The sequence below is a fragment of the Streptococcus sp. M143 genome, assembly GCF_000162495.1.
GTDB lineage: Bacteria > Bacillota > Bacilli > Lactobacillales > Streptococcaceae > Streptococcus > Streptococcus dentisani.
The window spans coordinates 212,865-232,228 of record NZ_GG730093.1 but is presented as its reverse complement, the minus strand read 5'-3'; the positions used below and the strand labels follow the sequence as shown (position 1 = coordinate 232,228).

Below are 19,364 nucleotides of genomic sequence, written 5' to 3'. Positions count from 1 at the left end.
CTCCTTTAGTTTTCAAGCGCTTCTCTCACCCACTGGATACGTTCAACTGCAATATCACTTGGAATGGTACAATCTGCTCCAAGTACCAAGCCCTGTTCCCCAGCTTCTGCAACTAGTTTCTTTGCTTCAGCCTGAATGGCATCCTTGCTACCAGTATACAGCAAGCCTGTCTTGCCATTTTCAAATCCTCCAAGAACCGTACGTCCCTTGAAAATCTCACGACCTTCCTTGAGAGTGATTCCCTCTGGTCCTACAGCCCAGTTAAAGACTTGGGCTGGATAGTCTGCAAAAAGGTGAATATCATTTCGCGCCCCCTCGTAACCACAGATATGAAGAACAGTGACGCCACCAACAGCACTCGCTACTTCCAGAACAGTTATCTCGCTTGGTGCAATGACGGCTTGATAATCTGCTGCCGACACTCGTTGATCTTGGATACTTTGCACGCTGAGGTAGATTCCATCTGCACCAGCCTCTTTGATGACAGCTCGGCTAAGACTCGCAATATCCTCTGCAATCACATCCAACACCTTCTTAAGGGCTTTAGGATCTTCCATCAGAAAATCTGCAATGAGGTCATCTCCACCAGACACTTCCCCTAGTAGCCACTTGAGATAGGTCACAGGAGCAAAAATATTATAAATCGCAACGATATCTTCTGTAAACTCTTGCTTGATTTTCTTAACCAAGTCAACCTGCTCTTTTATCCAAGCGTGATCTGGTCCGAGTGGTTGAATGGTCGCCAATTCTTGAAGTGATTTTCCTTTGGCAATCGCTGGATTTGGATAAGCAAAGTAGCCATCGCTCATGAGTTTGATAAAGTCCGGCTGAACTTCTCGGATAAAGCGCTTATGGCCCTCGATATTCTTCTCGATAATGACTGGATTTGAGAAACCGTGTAGCCATTCGTCTTCGGATGTGAAATGGTGCCAAAAGCCAACTGGCACACGATCAACCTTTTCACCTTTAAATGCTTTTAAAACCCATTCTCTTTTTTCTGACATTCTTATTCTCCATTTCTTACTTTTTTAACTAATAAACTGCTTGCAATATCATTCGAGCGTAGAAAGGGGAGACTGGACTTGGAAAAATCCTGAACTCCACGACATCTCTCTCCATTTTTGCAGTGCCCATTTTTTACGACACTTATGGTGACCAAGGCCAGCAAACCGACAACTGCAATGAAGATACCCCATCTTTTACTTTTCATAGCTCCTCCTTTTAGAAAACAGCTGCCTGACGAATCCAGTCCAACCTCTCTAAGTCAAAGTCATCTGGAACAGTACAGTCAGCTCCCAGAAGAACGCCTTTACTACCAGCTTCAGCCAGTAACCGTCTTGTTTCATCTTGCAATTCCGCCTTGGAACCTTGATAAAGCAAGCTTTTCTTGCCATTTTCAAATCCACCTAAAACGGCCTTGCCTGGAAACAACTCTTGCCCCTGTGTCAAACTAACACCCTCATGGTGGGTCGCCCAGTTGACCACTTGAGCTGGATAGTCCTTAAATATCGTCACATCATTGCTCGCACCTTCAAAACCACAGATATGGAGGATATTGGTCCCACCAACCTGATTAGCCGCCTCCAAAATCGCTATATTGCTCGGTTCGATATAGGTTTGGTAGAGTGCTGGTGTGATGCGCTCATCTTGAATTTCCTGGGTGCTGAGGTAAATCCCGTCAACACCGCCTTGCTGGATGATTTTCTGAGTTAGGATAGCAATATCTCCTGCAATAACGTCTAGAATCGCTCTGAATTGCTCAGGATTTTCAAGCAATAGATCAGCTACTTCCCTATCTCCTCGAGAAATTTCTGTACGGAACCAGCGCTTGAGGTAGGAGATAGGCGAAAAGATATTGTAGAAAGAGGCAATCTCTTCGGTAAAGGTCTCTCGAATCTCTTGTACCACTTCCACCTGTTGCTGAATCCATGGGTGTTCCTCACCAATCGACTCAATAGAAGTCAGCTCCTGAATGCTTGCGATCTTAGGACTATAGACATTACTTGGATAAAGGAAAAAACCGTCGCTCATAATTTTGACAAAATCAGGGCGAATCCTTTCCACATAGTTGCGATGCCCATCAACACTCTTTTGAAAGATACGTGGATTATTTAATCCCTGCCCCTTTTCTTCGAGTGTTACAAAATGAAACCAAAATCCTACAGGAACTCTCTCCACTTCGTCGCCTCGAATCGCTCTAAAAACTAGATCTCTTTTACTTGCCATACCTTTCTCCTTCCATTTGGATTGAAACCATCTTACCACTCCTTTTCCCCTTTTCCCAATATATATTGACTATCAACTCGATTAGAAATTTTTATATCTATAAAGAAAAACACCTTAGAAATCCCTTTAAATCAGGGTTTCCAAGGTGTTTATACTCATTGTTTTCAAATGATGTTCTCTACGATATGAAATTTTTATAAGCTTGATAAGAATTATTTATACTCAGTCTTATTCCACAGTTACTGACTTAGCAAGGTTACGTGGTTTGTCCACATCAAGGCCACGGTGGAGTGTTGCAAAGTAAGCGACTAATTGCGTTGGTACGACCATTGAGATTGGTGAGAGGTAAGGGTGGACGGTCGTTAGGACGATATCGTCTGTATCTTTGGCAACATTCTCTTCTGCAATAGTGAGAACCTTGGCACCACGGGCTGCGACCTCTTGGATATTTCCACGAGTATGGTTGGCAAGGACCGGATCTGACAAGAGGGCCAAGACAGGCGTTCCTTCTTCAATCAAGGCAATGGTTCCGTGCTTGAGTTCTCCAGCCGCAAAACCTTCACACTGGATGTAAGAAATCTCTTTGAGCTTGAGACTAGCTTCCATGGCTACATAGTAGTCTTGACCACGTCCGATGTAAAAAGCGTTGCGAGTGGTTTCAAGAAGCTCACGAACTTTAGTATCAATCGTTTCTTTCTCAGAAAGAGTTGCTTCGATAGACTGAGCCACGATAGACAACTCACGAATCAGATCAAAAGCTTGTGCTTTAGCATTGCCATTTGCTTCTCCAACTGCTTTTGCAAGAAAGGCAAGGGCTGCAATTTGCGCTGTATAAGCCTTAGTTGAAGCCACCGCGATTTCAGGACCCGCGTGAAGGAGCATGGTATGGTTGGCTTCACGTGAAAGAGTTGATCCTGGCACGTTTGTAACTGTCAAGCTTGGAATCCCCATTTCATTGGCCTTGACCAAAACCTGACGGCTATCCGCTGTTTCACCAGACTGGCTGATGAAGATGAAGAGAGGTTTCTTGCTGAGAAGTGGCATACCGTAGCCCCACTCAGATGAGATTCCAAGCTCCACTGGTGTATCCGTCAATTCTTCCAGCATCTTCTTAGAAGCAAATCCTGCGTGGTAAGAAGTTCCAGCCGCAAGGATGTAGATGCGATCCGCCTCTTGAACAGCCTTGATGATAGCTGGGTCTACCACTACTTGACCCACCTCATCCGTGTAGGCTTGAATGAGTTTACGCATCACCGTTGGTTGCTCATCGATTTCCTTGAGCATATAGTAAGGGTAAGTTCCCTTACCGATATCAGACAAATCAAGTTCAGCAGTGTAGCTAGCACGCTCACGGCTATTGCCATCATAGTCTTGCACTTCAACACTGTCAGCCTTGACAATTACCAACTCTTGGTCATGAATTTCCATGTATTGGTTGGTCTCACGAATCATTGCCATAGCATCTGAGCAGACCATATTGTAGCCATCTCCAAGACCAATCAAAAGTGGTGATTTGTTCTTAGCGACATAGATGACATCTGGATTTTCAGAGTCAATCAAGGCGAAGGCATAAGAACCACGGATGATGTGAAGGGCTTTTTTGAAGGCTTCAAGAACTGAGAGACCATCTTCTTCCGCAAATTTTCCAATCAAGTGAACGGCGATTTCCGTATCTGTTTGCCCCTTGAAGTGGTGACCTGCAAGGTATTCTTCCTTGATTTCGAGGTAGTTCTCAATCACTCCATTGTGCACCAAGACAAAACGTTCAGTCTCAGAGCGATGTGGGTGAGCATTGTCCTCGGTTGGTTTCCCATGAGTCGCCCAACGCGTATGTCCGATACCAGTTGTTCCCTCAACGCCAGTAGTTTTAGCAGACAATTCTGCGATACGCCCTACAGCCTTGACTAGGTGATTTTCAGCACCACCTAGGACAAAAATTCCCGCAGAATCATAGCCACGGTATTCGAGCTTTTCAAGTCCTTGAATCAAAATATCAGTTGCATTTGTGTTTCCAACAACACCGACAATTCCACACATAGTATATACGACACAGACCAGCTGTGCTTTCTCCTTAAATTGGTATAGTCTGATTTTCCTTTTACAGAACCAGCAAAGACAGTATATACTTGTTTTTCTTTCTTGTCAAGCATAAAAATTGGTATAGTTTTTTTGAAATACCAGTAGAGCGCGATTTCACTTGAGAACTGACAAGTAGGATTCGATTACTTATAATAGAGAGAGGAGGTGGTTACCATGTGGTTTTTCTTCGCACTTTTATCTGCTGTCTTTGCAGCCTTAACTTCTATTTTAGCCAAAATTGGGATTGAGGGAGTGCCGTCCAATCTAGCAACAGCCATTCGTACGGTCGTCGTCATTCTTATGGCTTGGTCTATGGTTTTCCTGACCAATAGTCAGACTGAAATTGTCAACATCAGTAGAAAAAGTTGGCTCTTTCTCATCCTATCTGAATTGGCAACAGGTGCCTCCTGGCTCTGCTACTACAAGGCCTTGCAGATGGGTAATGCGACTGAGGTATCTGCTGTCGATAAGTTTAGTCTCGTCATTACACTCGTTTTAGCCTTTTTCTTGCTACAGGATGTCCTGACGTTTAAAACAATCATTGGCTGTATCCTGATTACGATTGGAACCTTGGTGATGATTTTGTAATCCTCTCCCCCTCCATATATGACCTTCCCCAAAAAAGTTAGATAGTTTTTGGGGGATTTTGTTACGTCTAAATTTATAAGTACAGGAAATCAGCTTCAAGCGTCTAGCAAAAAGGAGAGAACCAAATTGGTTCCCTCCATGTGGTTTTTCATCACCCCACTACACAGTTGACAAAAAACTAATTATCTCAGGCGGCTAACTTCGACTTGAAATTTTGCCTTTCTAAATCTGAATATGGTAAACTGATGACCGACTTTTGACTAATCTAAGAGCATCATGGAATCAATAAACAATTTCTTTGTGAAATAACCATTTTTAATTAAGTAAGCTGTGTATTTTGCTCTTGTGACCATTTGATCATACTCTTCTTCCGTACATTCCTGAACCACGCGGCTAGCTTCTTCCAAGCTGGACACGACAAAGCCCAAACCTTTCTCACGGATATAGTCCACATTAGAAAGATAGTCTGGCACAACCACAGGAATACCCGCGGCCAGATAAGTTGTCAACTTATAAGAAACATTTTCTTTGTAGTAGTCACGCTCTTCCGCAGGATTTTCGGAATTTCCCCATACTAGGCCAAAACCTCCTCCTTTAGACAACTCCAACAATAATTCCTGCTGAGTTCGCCACCCCTCAAGATGGACTTTGGAATAATCTACTCCCTCTGCTCTCGTAGCATAAACATGAAGGGGGGTACTGTGTTTCCAGTCAACAATATGTGGAAAACGAGATGGATCCCCTGAGAAGATTAATTTTTTCTCAAATTTTGGAGTATAGAGTTCCAAACCATGGGGAAGATCCCAGAGTGTTTGAACAACGTAGTTCTTGACGGTTAATCCTTCTGAAACGAGTTTCTGGTACATTTGTTCGGATGGTACTACCACCACATCACATTTATTATACATGTCAATGTGGGCCTTCATAAGATAATAATTGCTCTCAAACATTAGTGGCTGAACATCATGGATAAACATCACCATTTTTACATGAGAAAGCTTTAACTTTTCTATCAAGTGATTGTCCCATTCAACACTATTCCATGAAGGAGATTGGAAAAAAACGACATCTCCATAAGATACCCCCGCGACAATTCCATCCATCCGCGAGTTCAGTTCTTCCCACGGTTCATGGCTTGCATCATAAAAATATATCCCCAGTTCGTTAACTCCAAAGTCTCGAACAATTTTCATGACATTGTTCTGCGCCATCAAGGCAACACTCGTTGATGCTTGCCCAAATAAATTTGTGAAATGTACTTTCATTGTTTTCTAAATCCTCGTCTCAGTAATTTCTCTAAACATTGTATCATAATTTACGACTTTTCAAAAGCGTTTACATGCCAATTTTCAAGCTCAAGTTAGTTACTTGGGATAATTTTCCAGGAGTCTTGTCTTCCAAGAACAATAAGGATAGCCTTAATAGATGTTTTTCTCACTCAATCTCACAAATTCGGTACCTTTGTTAGCTATGATAGATTGAATGAGTTGTTCCTGTTGACTATATAATTTTTTGCATCTTTAGATTTCTCTGTTTATCTTGTGATGACTACAAGCTCACATATAGAATTTTTATGTAATCAAGTCACTAACTTCTTTTCAAAGATTCGAGAAAGTGAGATTTTTCCATTTTTCTTGCCAATTTTTCTTGGATAATCGTGTTTGATAGAGTTTCATTCGGTCTTCATTTTCTAAGAAGTGAGGAGTCGGATGAACTTGAAAGTTCAAGATATCCTCGAGTCCATAGGGGGCAAAAAGCTCTAAAGTGGAATCTTCATTCAAGCGAAGTCCTACCGCCGTACAGCGCTCCGGATATTTACTCATGGCATCACGAGAACTCGTATAGGGCACAGTGTGGGGACTGTGCTGATGCATATAGACCTGATTTTTCAACTCCCACTGATACTGAGGGAAATCTTCTCTCAGCTTTTTCTCTAGGGATACTGTTTCCTCATAAGAAATATCTGGATCAAAGAAAATCACATCCACATCCGTCTCACGGTCAAAAGGCGATTTATCTGACAAGAGATTCCAAATGAAATTTCTGATGGAACCTGCTGCTAACCAAGAGTCTTTCAGACCAAGGTTACGGATGATGATTAAGATTTTCATCAAATCTGTGTTTAATTGGATCGCTTGTAAAAGATCTTGTCTGATAAGCATAATTACTCCGTTTTCATCGATAAACTACATGGGCTGTAAAAGTAACTGGCTCGTTACCTACATTAGTAAGGGTAATATCAAATGGTTCGCTACTAGTCACATCAAATACATTCTCTCCCTTATACCTTGCTATCAAACCCTTTTCACTAATATATAAATCATTTGAAAATCTATTATCAACATATTCCTTTACAATTTCTCTATCTTCATTAACTTTACTACGAGAGATACGCTGTTCCTCAACATCATACCACAAGTCACTGTCTCTAAGTGTCCAGATTTTTTGTCCAGTTAAAAGTAGTTCATTTGTATCTTTTTTTACTAGATAGAGTTCGGTCCGAGGATCTAGTGCTTCGTTTGCTATACCTATATGTATTTTGACACTTTGTCCTGACTGTAGAGTATAATAACTATTATAAATATAGAATACGAGTCCTATAAAAAGCAAGAAAAGCAAGCTAAATCCGATTTTTTTATTCTTTATAAATGCGAATAGGATTAATAATAGAAATATTAAAGGTAAGGCTATAAGAAGTAGCAAAAATATCAGTATCATTAGTATTCCTTTCTTTCGACTAGAATGGATTATTTCTCACTGTATTCATAGCCCAAATGCTCGTAGGCCTTAGCCGTTGCAACCCGTCCAGACCGTGTCCGCATGATAAAACCTTTCTGGATGAGGTAGGGTTCGTACATGTCCTCTACCGTCTCACGCTCCTCGGCAATATTAACAGAGAGGGTTCCTAGACCGACAGGACCACCACCGTACATCTCAATCATGGTACGAAGGATTTTCTGGTCCACATAGTCTAACCCTTCGTGGTCTACATCCAGCATAGTCAAGGCCTTATCGGTAATAACATCATCGATAACCCCATTCCCCATAATCTGGGCAAAGTCGCGCACGCGCTTGAGGAGACGATTGGCGATACGAGGAGTTCCACGACTGCGTAAGGCCAACTCCGAAGCTGCCTCATGAGTGATTTCCATCTCAAAAATATCTGCCGTCCGTTCAACAATTTCCGTCAAGTCAGCGTGGGCATAGTATTCCATATGACCTGTAATCCCAAAACGTGCCCGTAGCGGATTTGAGAGCATCCCCGCACGTGTCGTTGCACCAATCAAGGTGAATGGTGGCAAATCCAAATGGACACTGCGACTGCCCTCTCCAGCCCCAATCATGATATCAATGTAGAAGTCCTCCATGGCACTATAAAGCACCTCTTCCACCGACATGGGCAAGCGATGGATCTCGTCAATAAAGAGGACGTCCCCGGGCTCCAAATCATTCAAAATCGCTACCAGATCACCCGCTTTTTCAATGACAGGGCCAGACGTTTGCTTGAGATTGACTCCTAGTTCATTAGCAATGACAAAGGCCATGGTCGTTTTCCCCAAACCTGGAGGCCCAAATAAGAGCACATGATCCAGTGCTTCATCCCGCATTTTGGCAGCTTCGATAAAGATTTGCAGCTGGTCCTTGACCTTATCCTGCCCAATATATTCACGTAAATACTGAGGACGGAGCGTACGTTCTACTAACTCCTCGTCCCCCATTATCTCATTGTCTAAAATTCTACTCATGTTCCTATTATAGCAAAAATCCAAGCCACAAACAAAAAAGCCACCTGATTGGGTGGCCTCTTTAGGGAGATTATTATGAAAAAGAAAGGATTAGGATTTCATTAAATAAAGTTAGGAGGTCTTTATCTAATGGCTATATGATACACGAGGAGACTTAAAATTCCCTTAATTTTTAAATCAATCACTAACAATTTTCTTTAACAGCTGTTTGACCTGCAATACGTCCAAAAGTAAAGATATCCGTAAGCGAATTTCCTCCTAGACGGTTACCTGCATGGAGTCCACCTGCGACTTCTCCAGCAGCATACAAACCAGGGATAATCTGCCCGTTTTCATTCAAAACGTGTGTTGAAGTATCAATCTTGAGTCCACCCATTGTATGGTGAACGGCTGGTTTTCTCGGTGTTGCGTAAAATGGTGCAACCTCACACTTGAGATCAAAACTACCTTTATTGAATTCAGGGTCAAATCCTGCATCAACATAAGAATTGTACTTCTTGATTGTATCTGCTAACACCTGTGGATCCATACCAATCTGAACCGCTAACTCTTCTATCGTATCTGCACGATAGAGAGTGCCTGCTTTGACTTGGGCATCGATTTTTTCTTGGCTAGTGTTGTAGGCTGTTGCCTTGATACGTTCATCTGCGATTAGATAGAACAAGCCTCCATTATCAATCGCTGCTTGAGATAGCTTGTCTCGGCTACCGTACTCATCTACAAAGCGCTTCCCTTCAGTATTTACCATGATGAAGTTAGCTGGAGGAACTTGAAGTCCTGAGAAGAGGGCACCTGTTACTGGATCGGATACTGGCATCATTTGACTAAAGCCCATACCCACCAAATCTGCACCTACACTTTGCCCTAAAAGAATACCATCTCCTGTTACAGCTGGTGTATTAGATGTGGCAATATCATCTGCAATTTCAGTCCAGTAGGTATTGTATTTTTGTAGCATCTTTGTATTGGCACCAAATCCTCCAGAAGCTAGAACAACAGCATCTGCATTGACAATGATGGTTTGACCATTTCGACCTTCTGCTTTGACACCCTTGACAGCCCCGTCTTTTACAAGCAATTCTTTAACTGGAGAATCTGTCAAAATCTTGCCACCATGTTCTAGAACATATTTTTGTAGGACAGATATAAAGGCATACCCCATTGGTTGAACCGGCTTATGGCCACGACGCCAAAGGGCTCCAACTGGCATTGTCACTTCACTACGAACAAATTCAACGCCGATGTCTTCCAACCAGCGAACAGACTCTAGGGCTCGTTCGGTTAATACAGAAACCAAATCATACTGGCCATGAATTTCATTTCCTTGTAAATCTTTTCGTTTCCCACCGATATAGGTTTGGATACGATAGAGCAAGATAGAATCGAACAAATAGCTCGGATCCTGCAAATACTGTTCAACCTCAACTTTCAAGGCTCTAAAGTCCTCTAGATATTCTGGGTCAATCGTTGATTCATCTGTCGCAATCAATTCTTGAAGCGTATGAGCCTCACCTGGATGAGCTGCGAAGGTTCCTTGCCATGCTGGATCTGGTGCATTCATTGGACCACCTGCACGAACAGTATTTCCTCCAATTGCAGGGAATTTCTCAACAATAATCGGCTTCTTACCCGCTTGTAAGACTGCAGCAGCCGCAGCTAAACCAGCTCCTCCACCTCCAACGATGACAACGTCTGCCTGATAGGTCTTATCTTCTTTATCTAGGGCAGATGGCGCTTTTGAACGCTTGCGTAAAACATCTGGATTTGCACCAGCTTGTTTGACTGCGCGAGCAACTCCGTCCAAGACACCATTTGAAGTCACAGAAGCTCCTGACACCGCATCAACATTTAATGTTTGCCCCTCAATGATTTCTGCTGGAATACGGGTAAAGACGACATCTGCGATTCCTGAAGATTCTCCAGAAGAATCGATTTCAATTTTTTCAATACGGTCCTCAGAAACCGTTACATCCATCGGCAATTTACCATTATGGCCTTCAGTTGTAACATGGTAAGTCCCCGGTTCAAAGCGGACTTCTTCAGGAAGGTTTAGTTGGTTTGCAACAGATACAAAGCGAAGGAAGCGATAAAAACAACTATCTAGGAAATCAACGGTTCGCTCCTCAATCAAATCTCCATTATCATCAAACGCTCGATGCGCTCGACCAAGTAAAAACTCACTACCTGGCATGACTGTTGCATTTACCCCAGGAGCATCCAAAATCTGACGAAGATGAAGTTGGGCACGTGAAGAACCTTGAATATCGTAAGAAGCTCCGACAATCATTGTCGGCTTTCCGTCTAGTGGATGAATGTTAAAAGACAACCACTCGAGCAAGCTATTCAAACTTGATGGAATCGTATGATTGTGCTCGGGTGTCGAGATAATGACACCATCAGCTTCTGAAATAGCTTGATTAAACTTCTGAATAATAGGTGTATCTGTTTGATCATCTGTTTCATTGAACATTGGTACATCTGTTATTTCTAAAATCTCAATATCCGCTTTCTGAGCAAAATGTCTTTTCATAAATTGCAACAGGTTGCGATTATAGGATTTTTTTGCATTAGTCCCAACAATAGCTACTAATTTCATGGATTGTTCTCCTTTCTTGAAATACCTATGCTTTCAACCATTCTTCCCAGATGAATGATTTTTTTCGATTTGTATCTTCAGGTTTTACTAAAGCTTTTGTTAGTTCAACAAAATTTTGAAATTCTGAAAAATGTTCTTCCAGTTCTGCAACCTTTTCTGGATTGTTCAAATGACACTCATCATCTAGAACTTGCTCAGAATGACCTAGAAAGAACTCTGTACCAGGCATAACTCTTGCTTTAAGCTCCGGCGCATCTAAAATCTGACGTAAATGTGCCTGCGCTCTAGATGTTCCTAGCAAACCGAGAGAAGCTCCGACAATCATCGTTGGTTTGTTAACCAAGGCACGACTGGTATAAGCAATCCACTCTAAAGCAGAGGCCAAAGGTGCTGGTATCGTGTGGTCGTACTCAGGTGTTGAAATAATCACACCATCTGCGGCAAGAATTTTTTCTGAAAAAGCTTGAACTTCAGCTGGCGCTTGCTTGTCCTCAGGTTCGTTAAATGCTGGCAATTGTTTGATTTCCAATACCTCAATGTCGGCTTTATCCGAAAAGTGCTTTTGCATAAATTTCAAGAGTTTCCGATTGGTCGAGCGATCCGAATTGGTTCCAACGATAGCAACTAGTTTCATCTTGGTACCCCTTTCATTTATTTAATCTACTTTCATTATACTACTTTAGAAAATCTTGTAAATCCTTGATAATAAAGACCGTGTTATTCTATCAGATTATCGTACTTTAGTACAAGTTCGTGAAAAAATTAACAAAATATCTTCGTTAACTATTGACCGGCTTCCTTAACTATGATATAGTCTTGGTGAAAAAATATACATTTACGGAGGATGTTTTTATGAAAGAGACATTCAATCGTTGGCGGATTTTAGTCGCGTCTACAGCCATTCTTCTTTGCACAGGTGCCGTCTATTCCTTTTCTGTTTTTTCTGGACCACTTAGCAGTTCAACAGGCTGGTCCATGTCTGATATTATGTTAGCATTTGCTATCAACTCTGCAATTGGCCCTATCCCCATGATTCTAGGAGGTTATTTAGTTGATAAAGGATATGTAAAATGGACCATTGCCCTCGGCGCTCTCCTATTTGCTAGCGGATTTTACTTAACCGGCTATGCCAATTCACCAGCCATGCTTTATTTGACCTATGGATTAATGGCTGGACTTGGTCAAGGTTTTGCCTATTCAGGAGCCCTCTCCAATTCACTTCGCCTCTTCCCTGATAAACGTGGCTTAGCCTCTGGAATTCTGACAGGCGGCATGGGATTTGCTGCGGTTATTGCTTCTCCAGTCGCGAGCAATCTCATTCAACAACAAGATGCCTTCTTCGCCTTTCGGACAATCGGATTGGTTTATATAATCGTCATTATTTGTGCAATTTTCTTTATCAAGGCAGCTCCAAGCGGCTACCAACCAGCAGGTTGGAAAGCTCCAGTACAAACTAAGCAAGAGCCTACTAATAAAACCTGGAAACAAATGCTACAAAGTCCTCTGTTTTACATTATCATTAGCATGTTCTTTGTCGGCGCCTTTTCTGGTTTGATGATTGCCTCTCAGGCATCACCAATCGGTCAATCAATGTTTGGACTCTCTGCTGGTACTGCAGCTCTCTATGTCTCTCTTTATTCAATCGCAAACTCTAGTGGTCGTTTTATCTGGGGATCACTTTCTGATAAAATTGGTCGTTCTCAGACCTTATTGATTATCTATTCTGTCATTGTCCTAGCTTTATTCTCCCTAACTATCGTCCCTGATCAATTCGGGTTTACCTTAGGAATTATAGGGCTTGGTATCTGCTTTGGTGGTGTTATGGGGGTCTTCCCATCTATCGTCATGGAAAATTATGGTCCTGCAAATCAGGGAGTCAACTACGGTATCGTCTTCACTGGATATTCTTTAGCAGCATTTTTCGCTCCCAGAGTCGCTGTTCAAATGGCAATGGCTAATAATGGAAATTATAGTGTAGCTTTTTATGTTGCTATCGCTTTGGCCTTTATTGGACTTATGCTTACTATTTTTTATATGAAAAAGAAAGCTTAAAGCTAGAAAACTTCCTAGATAAGGAAGTTTTTTTGGTATAATAAAAGTAGTAATAGTATATTGGGAGGATATACCATGGCAGATCGTTCACGTTTCTTACGAGATAACCCATCTGACTTCCCATATGATTTTGAAAAACAAATCTTATCCAAAAAGTCTCCTGACACAATCTATCATTGTCATCCTGAACTAGAGATTATTTACGTTACAAAGGGTTCTGCCATCGTTCATATCAACTCAGAACGCTTTGAAAGTCGTGAAGGAGATATTTTTCTTATCCAACCGACCTCTCTCCATGCTATCTATTCTCATAAAGATCAAGAACTACTTTCTACCAGCTTTCGGATTCATCTAGATTATCTTGGTAGAAGTCAAATTGACAGCTTTAGCCAACGCTATATCCAACCCCTCCACTCTGGCCACTTTTGCCTCACTCCTCGAATATCATCAGTCGATAAGGCCTATGATCAAATTCAATCCTGCCTTCTTTCCCTCTTTTCTATCCTTGAAGAAAAAGGCATATACTACGATCTACTCATAAAGTCTAAACTATACGAATTGCTTCATCTTCTCTTTAAGTATAGATACGTCAATCGACACTATACAGATGATACCTACCAAAAATACCAAAAACTAAAAGAAGTGATTTGCTACCTTGAACAGCACTATGCAGAACCCATTCATATCGAACAACTAGCTGCAACATTTGGATATAGTAGAAATCACTTTATGAGTATTTTCAAGCAACATACTGGAGCCAGTTGTATGGACTACCTGCTCCAGTTACGTCTTGAAAAATCCTGTGAGAAACTCGTCCAAACCAACCTCAGCATTCAAGAAATTGCCTGTCAGGTCGGTTTCACCAACCTTTCTAACTTTAATCGTCAATTTAAGCAACACTATCACTTAACACCTAGACAGTATCGAAATCAACAACTTAGAAAGAAAACATGATTCTTTCTCCTTAGTCTTTTCTAAGGAGTTTTTTCAAACAAAAAAGCCACCTGATTGGGTGGCCTCTTTAGGGAGATTATTATGAAAAAGAAAGGATTAGGATTTCATTAAATAAAGTTAGGAGGTCTTTACTTAATGACTTATGATACACGAGGAGACTTAAAATTACCTTAACTTTTTTCTGATTTATCATTTTTTTAGAAAAATTTTTTCCAAATGAAATTTCCTTTCTCAAGCAACAAAAAAGCCACCTGATTGGGTGACTTCTTTAGGAGATTATGATGAAAAAGAAAAGTTTGGGATTTCATTAAATAAAGTTAGGAGGTCTTTATCTAATAACTATATAATACACGAGGATGCTTAAACTTTACTTAAGAAAAAACAAAATTTTTTATTTTTTTCGATCCACCCAAATCATTCCCGTACAATCATAAGTAGATAAGGTTTCAAAACCCAGAGAACGATAGAATCCCAAATTTTTTTCTGTCTGTTCGGTCACTAGTTGGACTTGATAGGCATCTTTAAAATCCTCTAAAGCCTCTTTCATCAAGTCGCTACCAATCCCTTGGCGCTGATAGCTAGGCAAAACGATCAAATCCTGAACAAAAACCGATGAAAAACCATCTCCGACCAAACGGACCAAGCCCACCACGGCATCACCATCAAGTGCCAGATAAATTGCTAATGAGTGAGACAAGGCCTTCTCCAGCATCTGAGGTTGATGTGTATAATTTGTCCAGCCGACTGCCTGATAGAGATGCAAAACATCATTTATATTTACTAATTCTTGCTTTCTAACGGTAATCATGTCATCACCTCTTAGATTTCTCTCAAACTCTTGTACTGCCGTCCATCTTTATCAAAGTTTTCAGGAGCCAGCCACATTTCCAAGCGAGTTTTGGATTGGGGCCAGTCCTTATCAATCATAGACAACCAATCCGTATCTCGAGTGCGCCCCTTATAAACGACGGCCTGGCGGAAGGTTCCTTCATAGACAAAACCCAAACGCTCTGCTGCTCGTCTTGATGGCAAATTTAAGGCATCGCATTTCCACTCATAGCGACGATAGTTCAGTTCCTCGAAAACATAGCGAGCCAAGAGATACTGGGCTTCTGTCCCTATCCTCGTCCCCTTAAGAGCCGGTGAAAAGGTGACAGCACCCACTTCTATTACTCGGTTATTCTGGTCAATGCGCATAAGCGAAAATGTTCCCAAGGCCTTACCCGTCTCCCTATCCAAGATAGCATAGAAAAAACGGTCCTTACGAGCCAACATCTGATTTAAAACGGCAACCAGTTCCTCCATATCTGCCACTGGCTCCTGAAAAAGGTAGGTCCACATCTCCCGAGGAGTATCTGGACCATAAACAGCTAGCAAATCCTCCGCATGCTTTTCCACAGAAAGAGCCTCTATCCGAGCATAACGTCCTTCTAAGAAATCAATCGAAGGTAATTCACCTGGAGTATAACCTTCCATTGACTCACCAATCATCTGATCATATTCATTTACTGGCATAGCTTTCTCCTTGTTTTGCTTTTCAAACTTTATAATTGCACATAGTATATCATACTTTCATGAAAAAATTCAAAAATCCTCCAGATTCTACCTCTGAAGGATTCCTATCTTATTTCACAACGATATTAACGAGTTTAGTTGGCTCAAACAGTTTGGGAAACTGTTTGAGGTTGCAAATGAGCAAATAAATTGGTTATTTCACAACAATATTAACCAATTTATTTGGTACACTAATCACCTTCACGATTTCCTTACCGTCAATTTCCGCTTTGACTTTTTCATCCGCTAGAGCGATTTCTTGCAATTCTTCGCGTGATAGGTCTTTAGCGACCATGAGTTTAGCACGAACTTTACCTTTGATTTGGACGACGATTTCGATTTCATCTTCAACCAATTTGCTTTCGTCCCATGTTGGCCAAGCTACATAAGAGATGGATTCACCTGTTGCAGCAACAGTTTGCCAGAGTTCTTCTGCCAAGTGAGGTGCAAATGGGGCAATCAATTGGATAAAGCCTTTGGCATAGTCCACATAGAGTTTGTCTTCCTTGTTAGCAGCGTTGACAAAGACCATGAGTTGAGCAATAGCTGTATTGAATTTCATGGACTCGATTTGCTCAGTGACAGATTTGACTGTTTCATTGTAAACCTTGTCGAGAGCGCCATTGTTTTCCGCAGCGATTTCTTTACTTGTAATCAAACGGTAAACACGGTCAAGGAACTTACGACTTCCTTCCAGACCTTCTTCTGACCAAGCGATGGAAGCATCAAGTGGCCCCATGAACATTTCATAGACACGAAGGGTATCGGCACCGTATTGTTCCACCACATCGTCTGGGTTGACAACGTTCTTGAGCGATTTAGACATCTTGGCTGGTGCCTGCTCCAGTTCTTCTCCTGTTTCCACATGGAAGAAGGAACCGTCACGTTTTTCAACCTTGTCAGTCGCCACAAGAGCGCCACGGTGGTCACGGTAGCTGGTTCCCAAAATCATCCCTTGGTTAAAGAGTTTTTGGAATGGCTCTTTAGTAGGTACAACACCGATATCGTAGAGGAATTTGTGCCAGAAACGAGCATAGAGCAAGTGAAGTACAGCGTGCTCTGCACCGCCCACGTAGATATCTACTGGCAACCATTGTTTGAGGAGATCCTCATCGGCCAATTTTTCTGTGTTATGTGGGTCGATATAGCGGAGGTAGTACCAACTTGAACCTGCCCATTGTGGCATAGTGTTTGTTTCACGACGACCTTTGACACCATCTTCACGAGTCACTTCAAGCCAGTCTGTCAAGTTAGCCAATGGGCTTTCCCCTGTACCTGAAGGACGGATATCCTTGGTGACTGGCAAGACAAGTGGCAATTCACTTTCAGGAACAGCTGTTGAAGTCCCATCTTCCCAATGAATGATTGGAATTGGCTCACCCCAGTAACGTTGACGACTAAAGAGCCAGTCACGGAGACGGTAGGTCACCTTCTCTTGACCACAGCCTGCTTCTTCCAACCAAGCTACAATTTTAGTAATAGCGTCTTCTTTGTTCAGCCCATCTAAGAAGCCTGAATTGACATGAAGACCGTCTTCAGTATAGGCAGCTTCTGCTACATTTCCACCTTCAAGCACTTCTACGATTGGTAGGTCAAATTGTTTGGCAAATTCCCAGTCACGTTGGTCGTGGGCAGGTACAGCCATTACCGCACCTGTACCATAGCTAGCAAGAACATAGTCTGCAATCCAGATTGGAATTTCCTTGCCGTTTACAGGGTTAATGGCATAAGCACCTGTCCAAACACCAGTTTTTTCCTTGGCAAGGTCAGTACGAGCCAAGTCTGACTTGAGGCTAGCTTGGTGTTTATAGTCCGCAACTGCATCAGCTTGCTCTGGGCTTGTGATGACATCTACCAGTTCATGCTCAGGAGCTAAGACAGTGAAAGTCGCACCGAAAAGAGTGTCAGGACGAGTGGTAAAGACGGTGAATTCCTTGTCTGTTCCTTTCACTTTGAAGGTGACATTGGCACCAGTTGATTTCCCGATCCAGTTGCGTTGCATGTCCTTGATAGACTCTGGCCAATCAAGTTCATCCAAGTCATTGAGCAAGCGCTCCGCATAGGCAGTGATTTTGAGCATCCATTGGCGCATCGGTTTGCGGACAACTGGATAACCCCCACGCTCAGATGTTCCATCTGGAAGGACTTCTTCGTTGGCAATGGCCGTTCCCAATTCTTCCACCCAGTTTACTGGCACTTCCGCTTCATAGGCCAAGCCTTTTTCGTAAAGCTTGGTGAAGATCCACTGAGTCCATTTGTAGTAGTTTGGATCTGTTGTGTTGACTTCACGATCCCAGTCGTAAGAGAATCCAAGCGCATTGATTTGACGTTTGAAGTTAGCAATGTTCTCCGCTGTGAATTCCGCTGGGTCATTTCCTGTGTCCATAGCGTACTGCTCAGCTGGCAAACCAAAGGCATCCCATCCCATTGGGTGAAGGACATTGTAGCCTTGCGCACGTTTGTAACGACTGAGAATATCCGTTGCTGTATAACCTTCTGGGTGTCCTACGTGCAGACCCGCTCCAGACGGATATGGGAACATATCGAGAGCATAGAACTTCGGTTTTGAGGCATCTGTTCCTGTCTTAAATGTGTGATGTTGAGCCCAGTATTTTTGCCACTTAGGCTCAATTTCCTTATGATTGTAAAAACTCATGCTATTTCTCCAATTTTATGATGTTACTATTATACCATTTTTGAGGGAATTTGAAAGACGAGAAAGAATCTTTTCCCCTCCATTATCAAGAAAGATTGGCTCTGAAAACACTCTTGCTAAGCTGAATAAAAAATAGCTCCTATGCGGAGCTACCTTGATCAATGCTTATTTTCTTCCATCTTCTCACGTCCCAGCTCCCGATAGCTACGGTCACCAACAATTTGGACCGTAAACTGACCGTTCTCGTATTCAAGAATGGTCACGCTACCATTATCGAGACCATGCGGATGCATGCCATTGATCAGATATACAATGGTACCAATCGTCATTCCATGGCTCACAACGAGAGCATTGCCCCCACCTTGTTCTTCCATTTCTTTGGCAATCGCTTCAAAGCCTTCCTTGATTCGACTACTGAGTTTTTCCCAACCTTCTGCCCAGCCAGCTGTATCAACCTCTACCAAACCTTCTGCTAGCTCTGCATAGGACAACTGATGAACATGGTCTACATTGAAAATTCTCGGAATCAACCCCATAAAGAGGTCCCCATCATAGGCTCCATCAAAACTACCAAAACACCACTCACGGATTCGCTTATCCATTCGATAAGGAATTTTCCCCTGCAAGCCAAGTTCTTCCAGGATAATTCCCATGGTTTGAATAGTGCGCCCTGAATCACTGGAATAAGCTCGGTCAAACTGCAAGCCAGACTCTCTCAAGCCAATTCCTAGCTCATGGATTCCCAACTCACCTTCTGTTGTCAGAGGTGTATCACTCCATCCTTGAGCACGTCCAATCGTGTTAAACATCGTTTTTCCATGACGGACCAAGTACAATCTTACTTTAGACATTTTCTATCCTCCATTTTCTTCTATTATATCATGGATCAAAGAAATATTCGGCTTTCAACAGT

At 42.2% G+C, this 19,364-nt stretch carries 17 protein-coding genes; 3 read left to right on the top strand and 14 right to left on the bottom strand.

The features are described 5' to 3' along the window. Positions 1-5: 5 nt before the first annotated feature. The 4 genes from HMPREF0850_RS05395 to glmS all read right to left on the bottom strand — a co-directional run bounded on the left by HMPREF0850_RS05395 (position 6) and on the right by glmS (position 4,263). Complete coding sequence (locus HMPREF0850_RS05395) at positions 6-1,004, bottom strand: uroporphyrinogen decarboxylase family protein (protein WP_001291551.1); 999 nt, start codon at positions 1,002-1,004, stop codon at positions 6-8. Between the two features lie 2 nt (positions 1,005-1,006). Next, on the bottom strand, positions 1,007-1,210 hold the full coding sequence (locus HMPREF0850_RS0103150) for a hypothetical protein (RefSeq protein ID WP_000837742.1): 204 nt from the start codon (positions 1,208-1,210) through the stop codon (positions 1,007-1,009). An 11-nt stretch (positions 1,211-1,221) separates the two neighbouring features. Then, positions 1,222-2,226, bottom strand: coding sequence for a uroporphyrinogen decarboxylase family protein (locus HMPREF0850_RS05390; RefSeq protein ID WP_000157309.1), 1,005 nt, complete (start codon positions 2,224-2,226; stop codon positions 1,222-1,224). A 228-nt stretch (positions 2,227-2,454) separates the two neighbouring features. Further along, the gene (gene glmS, locus HMPREF0850_RS05385; protein ID WP_000334309.1) at positions 2,455-4,263 is read right to left on the bottom strand and encodes a glutamine--fructose-6-phosphate transaminase (isomerizing); all 1,809 of its coding nucleotides are present in this window, start codon (positions 4,261-4,263) and stop codon (positions 2,455-2,457) included. Between the two features lie 216 nt (positions 4,264-4,479). On the opposite strand from glmS, the gene HMPREF0850_RS05380 reads away from it, so the two are divergent. Next, the gene (locus HMPREF0850_RS05380) at positions 4,480-4,893 is read left to right on the top strand and encodes an EamA family transporter (protein ID WP_000264217.1); all 414 of its coding nucleotides are present in this window, start codon (positions 4,480-4,482) and stop codon (positions 4,891-4,893) included. Positions 4,894-5,153: 260 nt separating this feature from the next. On the opposite strand, the gene HMPREF0850_RS05375 is transcribed toward HMPREF0850_RS05380, so the two are convergent. The 6 genes from HMPREF0850_RS05375 to HMPREF0850_RS05355 form a co-directional block, all read right to left on the bottom strand. After that, on the bottom strand, positions 5,154-6,158 hold the full coding sequence (locus HMPREF0850_RS05375; RefSeq protein ID WP_000862849.1) for a sugar transferase: 1,005 nt from the start codon (positions 6,156-6,158) through the stop codon (positions 5,154-5,156). Positions 6,159-6,491: 333 nt separating this feature from the next. Then, positions 6,492-7,055, bottom strand: coding sequence for a nucleotidyltransferase family protein (locus HMPREF0850_RS05370; protein WP_000908505.1), 564 nt, complete (start codon positions 7,053-7,055; stop codon positions 6,492-6,494). Between the two features lie 13 nt (positions 7,056-7,068). Then, positions 7,069-7,611 (bottom strand): hypothetical protein, encoded by a 543-nt coding sequence (locus tag HMPREF0850_RS0103145; protein ID WP_000600671.1) that lies wholly within the window; start codon positions 7,609-7,611, stop codon positions 7,069-7,071. A gap of 29 nt (positions 7,612-7,640) precedes the next feature. Beyond that, positions 7,641-8,639 (bottom strand): Holliday junction branch migration DNA helicase RuvB, encoded by a 999-nt coding sequence (ruvB, locus tag HMPREF0850_RS05365; protein WP_000086804.1) that lies wholly within the window; start codon positions 8,637-8,639, stop codon positions 7,641-7,643. A 184-nt stretch (positions 8,640-8,823) separates the two neighbouring features. Then, positions 8,824-11,235, bottom strand: coding sequence for a flavocytochrome c (locus HMPREF0850_RS05360; protein WP_000779590.1), 2,412 nt, complete (start codon positions 11,233-11,235; stop codon positions 8,824-8,826). Between the two features lie 25 nt (positions 11,236-11,260). After that, positions 11,261-11,869, bottom strand: a complete 609-nt coding sequence (locus tag HMPREF0850_RS05355; RefSeq protein WP_000779601.1) for an NADPH-dependent FMN reductase — start codon at positions 11,867-11,869, stop codon at positions 11,261-11,263. A 218-nt stretch (positions 11,870-12,087) separates the two neighbouring features. Here HMPREF0850_RS05355 and HMPREF0850_RS05350 point away from each other — a divergent pair, with 218 nt between their 5' ends. Then, positions 12,088-13,287: an L-lactate MFS transporter gene (locus HMPREF0850_RS05350; RefSeq protein WP_000665261.1), complete on the top strand. Its 1,200-nt coding sequence runs from the start codon at positions 12,088-12,090 to the stop codon at positions 13,285-13,287. Positions 13,288-13,362: 75 nt separating this feature from the next. Continuing rightward, positions 13,363-14,241, top strand: coding sequence for an AraC family transcriptional regulator (locus tag HMPREF0850_RS05345; protein WP_000785196.1), 879 nt, complete (start codon positions 13,363-13,365; stop codon positions 14,239-14,241). Positions 14,242-14,632: 391 nt separating this feature from the next. Here HMPREF0850_RS05345 and HMPREF0850_RS05340 read toward each other — a convergent pair whose 3' ends face one another. The 4 genes from HMPREF0850_RS05340 to HMPREF0850_RS05325 all read right to left on the bottom strand — a co-directional run bounded on the left by HMPREF0850_RS05340 (position 14,633) and on the right by HMPREF0850_RS05325 (position 19,302). After that, positions 14,633-15,049, bottom strand: a complete 417-nt coding sequence (locus HMPREF0850_RS05340; protein WP_000633852.1) for a GNAT family N-acetyltransferase — start codon at positions 15,047-15,049, stop codon at positions 14,633-14,635. A gap of 11 nt (positions 15,050-15,060) precedes the next feature. After that, entirely contained in the window at positions 15,061-15,756 is a 696-nt protein-coding gene (locus HMPREF0850_RS05335) for a GNAT family N-acetyltransferase (RefSeq protein WP_001144883.1), read from the bottom strand. A 193-nt stretch (positions 15,757-15,949) separates the two neighbouring features. Next, positions 15,950-18,451: a leucine--tRNA ligase gene (gene leuS / locus HMPREF0850_RS05330; protein WP_000011805.1), complete on the bottom strand. Its 2,502-nt coding sequence runs from the start codon at positions 18,449-18,451 to the stop codon at positions 15,950-15,952. Positions 18,452-18,609: 158 nt separating this feature from the next. Then, a complete protein-coding gene (locus tag HMPREF0850_RS05325; protein WP_000049295.1) occupies positions 18,610-19,302 on the bottom strand; it encodes a histidine phosphatase family protein in 693 nt (230 codons plus the stop codon). Positions 19,303-19,364 lie beyond the last annotated feature (62 nt).

Coding starts and splice junctions, on each gene's coding strand:
- HMPREF0850_RS05345 (WP_000785196.1), top strand. CDS start 13,363: ATGGCAGATCGTTCACGTTTCTTACGAGATAACCCATCTGACTTCCCA.
- HMPREF0850_RS0103150 (WP_000837742.1), bottom strand. CDS start 1,210: ATGAAAAGTAAAAGATGGGGTATCTTCATTGCAGTTGTCGGTTTGCTG.
- HMPREF0850_RS05335 (WP_001144883.1), bottom strand. CDS start 15,756: ATGCCAGTAAATGAATATGATCAGATGATTGGTGAGTCAATGGAAGGT.
- glmS (WP_000334309.1), bottom strand. CDS start 4,263: ATGTGTGGAATTGTCGGTGTTGTTGGAAACACAAATGCAACTGATATT.
- HMPREF0850_RS05360 (WP_000779590.1), bottom strand. CDS start 11,235: ATGAAATTAGTAGCTATTGTTGGGACTAATGCAAAAAAATCCTATAAT.
- leuS (WP_000011805.1), bottom strand. CDS start 18,451: ATGAGTTTTTACAATCATAAGGAAATTGAGCCTAAGTGGCAAAAATAC.
- HMPREF0850_RS05325 (WP_000049295.1), bottom strand. CDS start 19,302: ATGTCTAAAGTAAGATTGTACTTGGTCCGTCATGGAAAAACGATGTTT.
- HMPREF0850_RS05370 (WP_000908505.1), bottom strand. CDS start 7,055: ATGCTTATCAGACAAGATCTTTTACAAGCGATCCAATTAAACACAGAT.
- HMPREF0850_RS05375 (WP_000862849.1), bottom strand. CDS start 6,158: ATGAAAGTACATTTCACAAATTTATTTGGGCAAGCATCAACGAGTGTT.
- HMPREF0850_RS05340 (WP_000633852.1), bottom strand. CDS start 15,049: ATGATTACCGTTAGAAAGCAAGAATTAGTAAATATAAATGATGTTTTG.
- HMPREF0850_RS05355 (WP_000779601.1), bottom strand. CDS start 11,869: ATGAAACTAGTTGCTATCGTTGGAACCAATTCGGATCGCTCGACCAAT.
- ruvB (WP_000086804.1), bottom strand. CDS start 8,639: ATGAGTAGAATTTTAGACAATGAGATAATGGGGGACGAGGAGTTAGTA.
- HMPREF0850_RS05390 (WP_000157309.1), bottom strand. CDS start 2,226: ATGGCAAGTAAAAGAGATCTAGTTTTTAGAGCGATTCGAGGCGACGAA.
- HMPREF0850_RS0103145 (WP_000600671.1), bottom strand. CDS start 7,611: ATGATACTGATATTTTTGCTACTTCTTATAGCCTTACCTTTAATATTT.
- HMPREF0850_RS05395 (WP_001291551.1), bottom strand. CDS start 1,004: ATGTCAGAAAAAAGAGAATGGGTTTTAAAAGCATTTAAAGGTGAAAAG.
- HMPREF0850_RS05350 (WP_000665261.1), top strand. CDS start 12,088: ATGAAAGAGACATTCAATCGTTGGCGGATTTTAGTCGCGTCTACAGCC.
- HMPREF0850_RS05380 (WP_000264217.1), top strand. CDS start 4,480: ATGTGGTTTTTCTTCGCACTTTTATCTGCTGTCTTTGCAGCCTTAACT.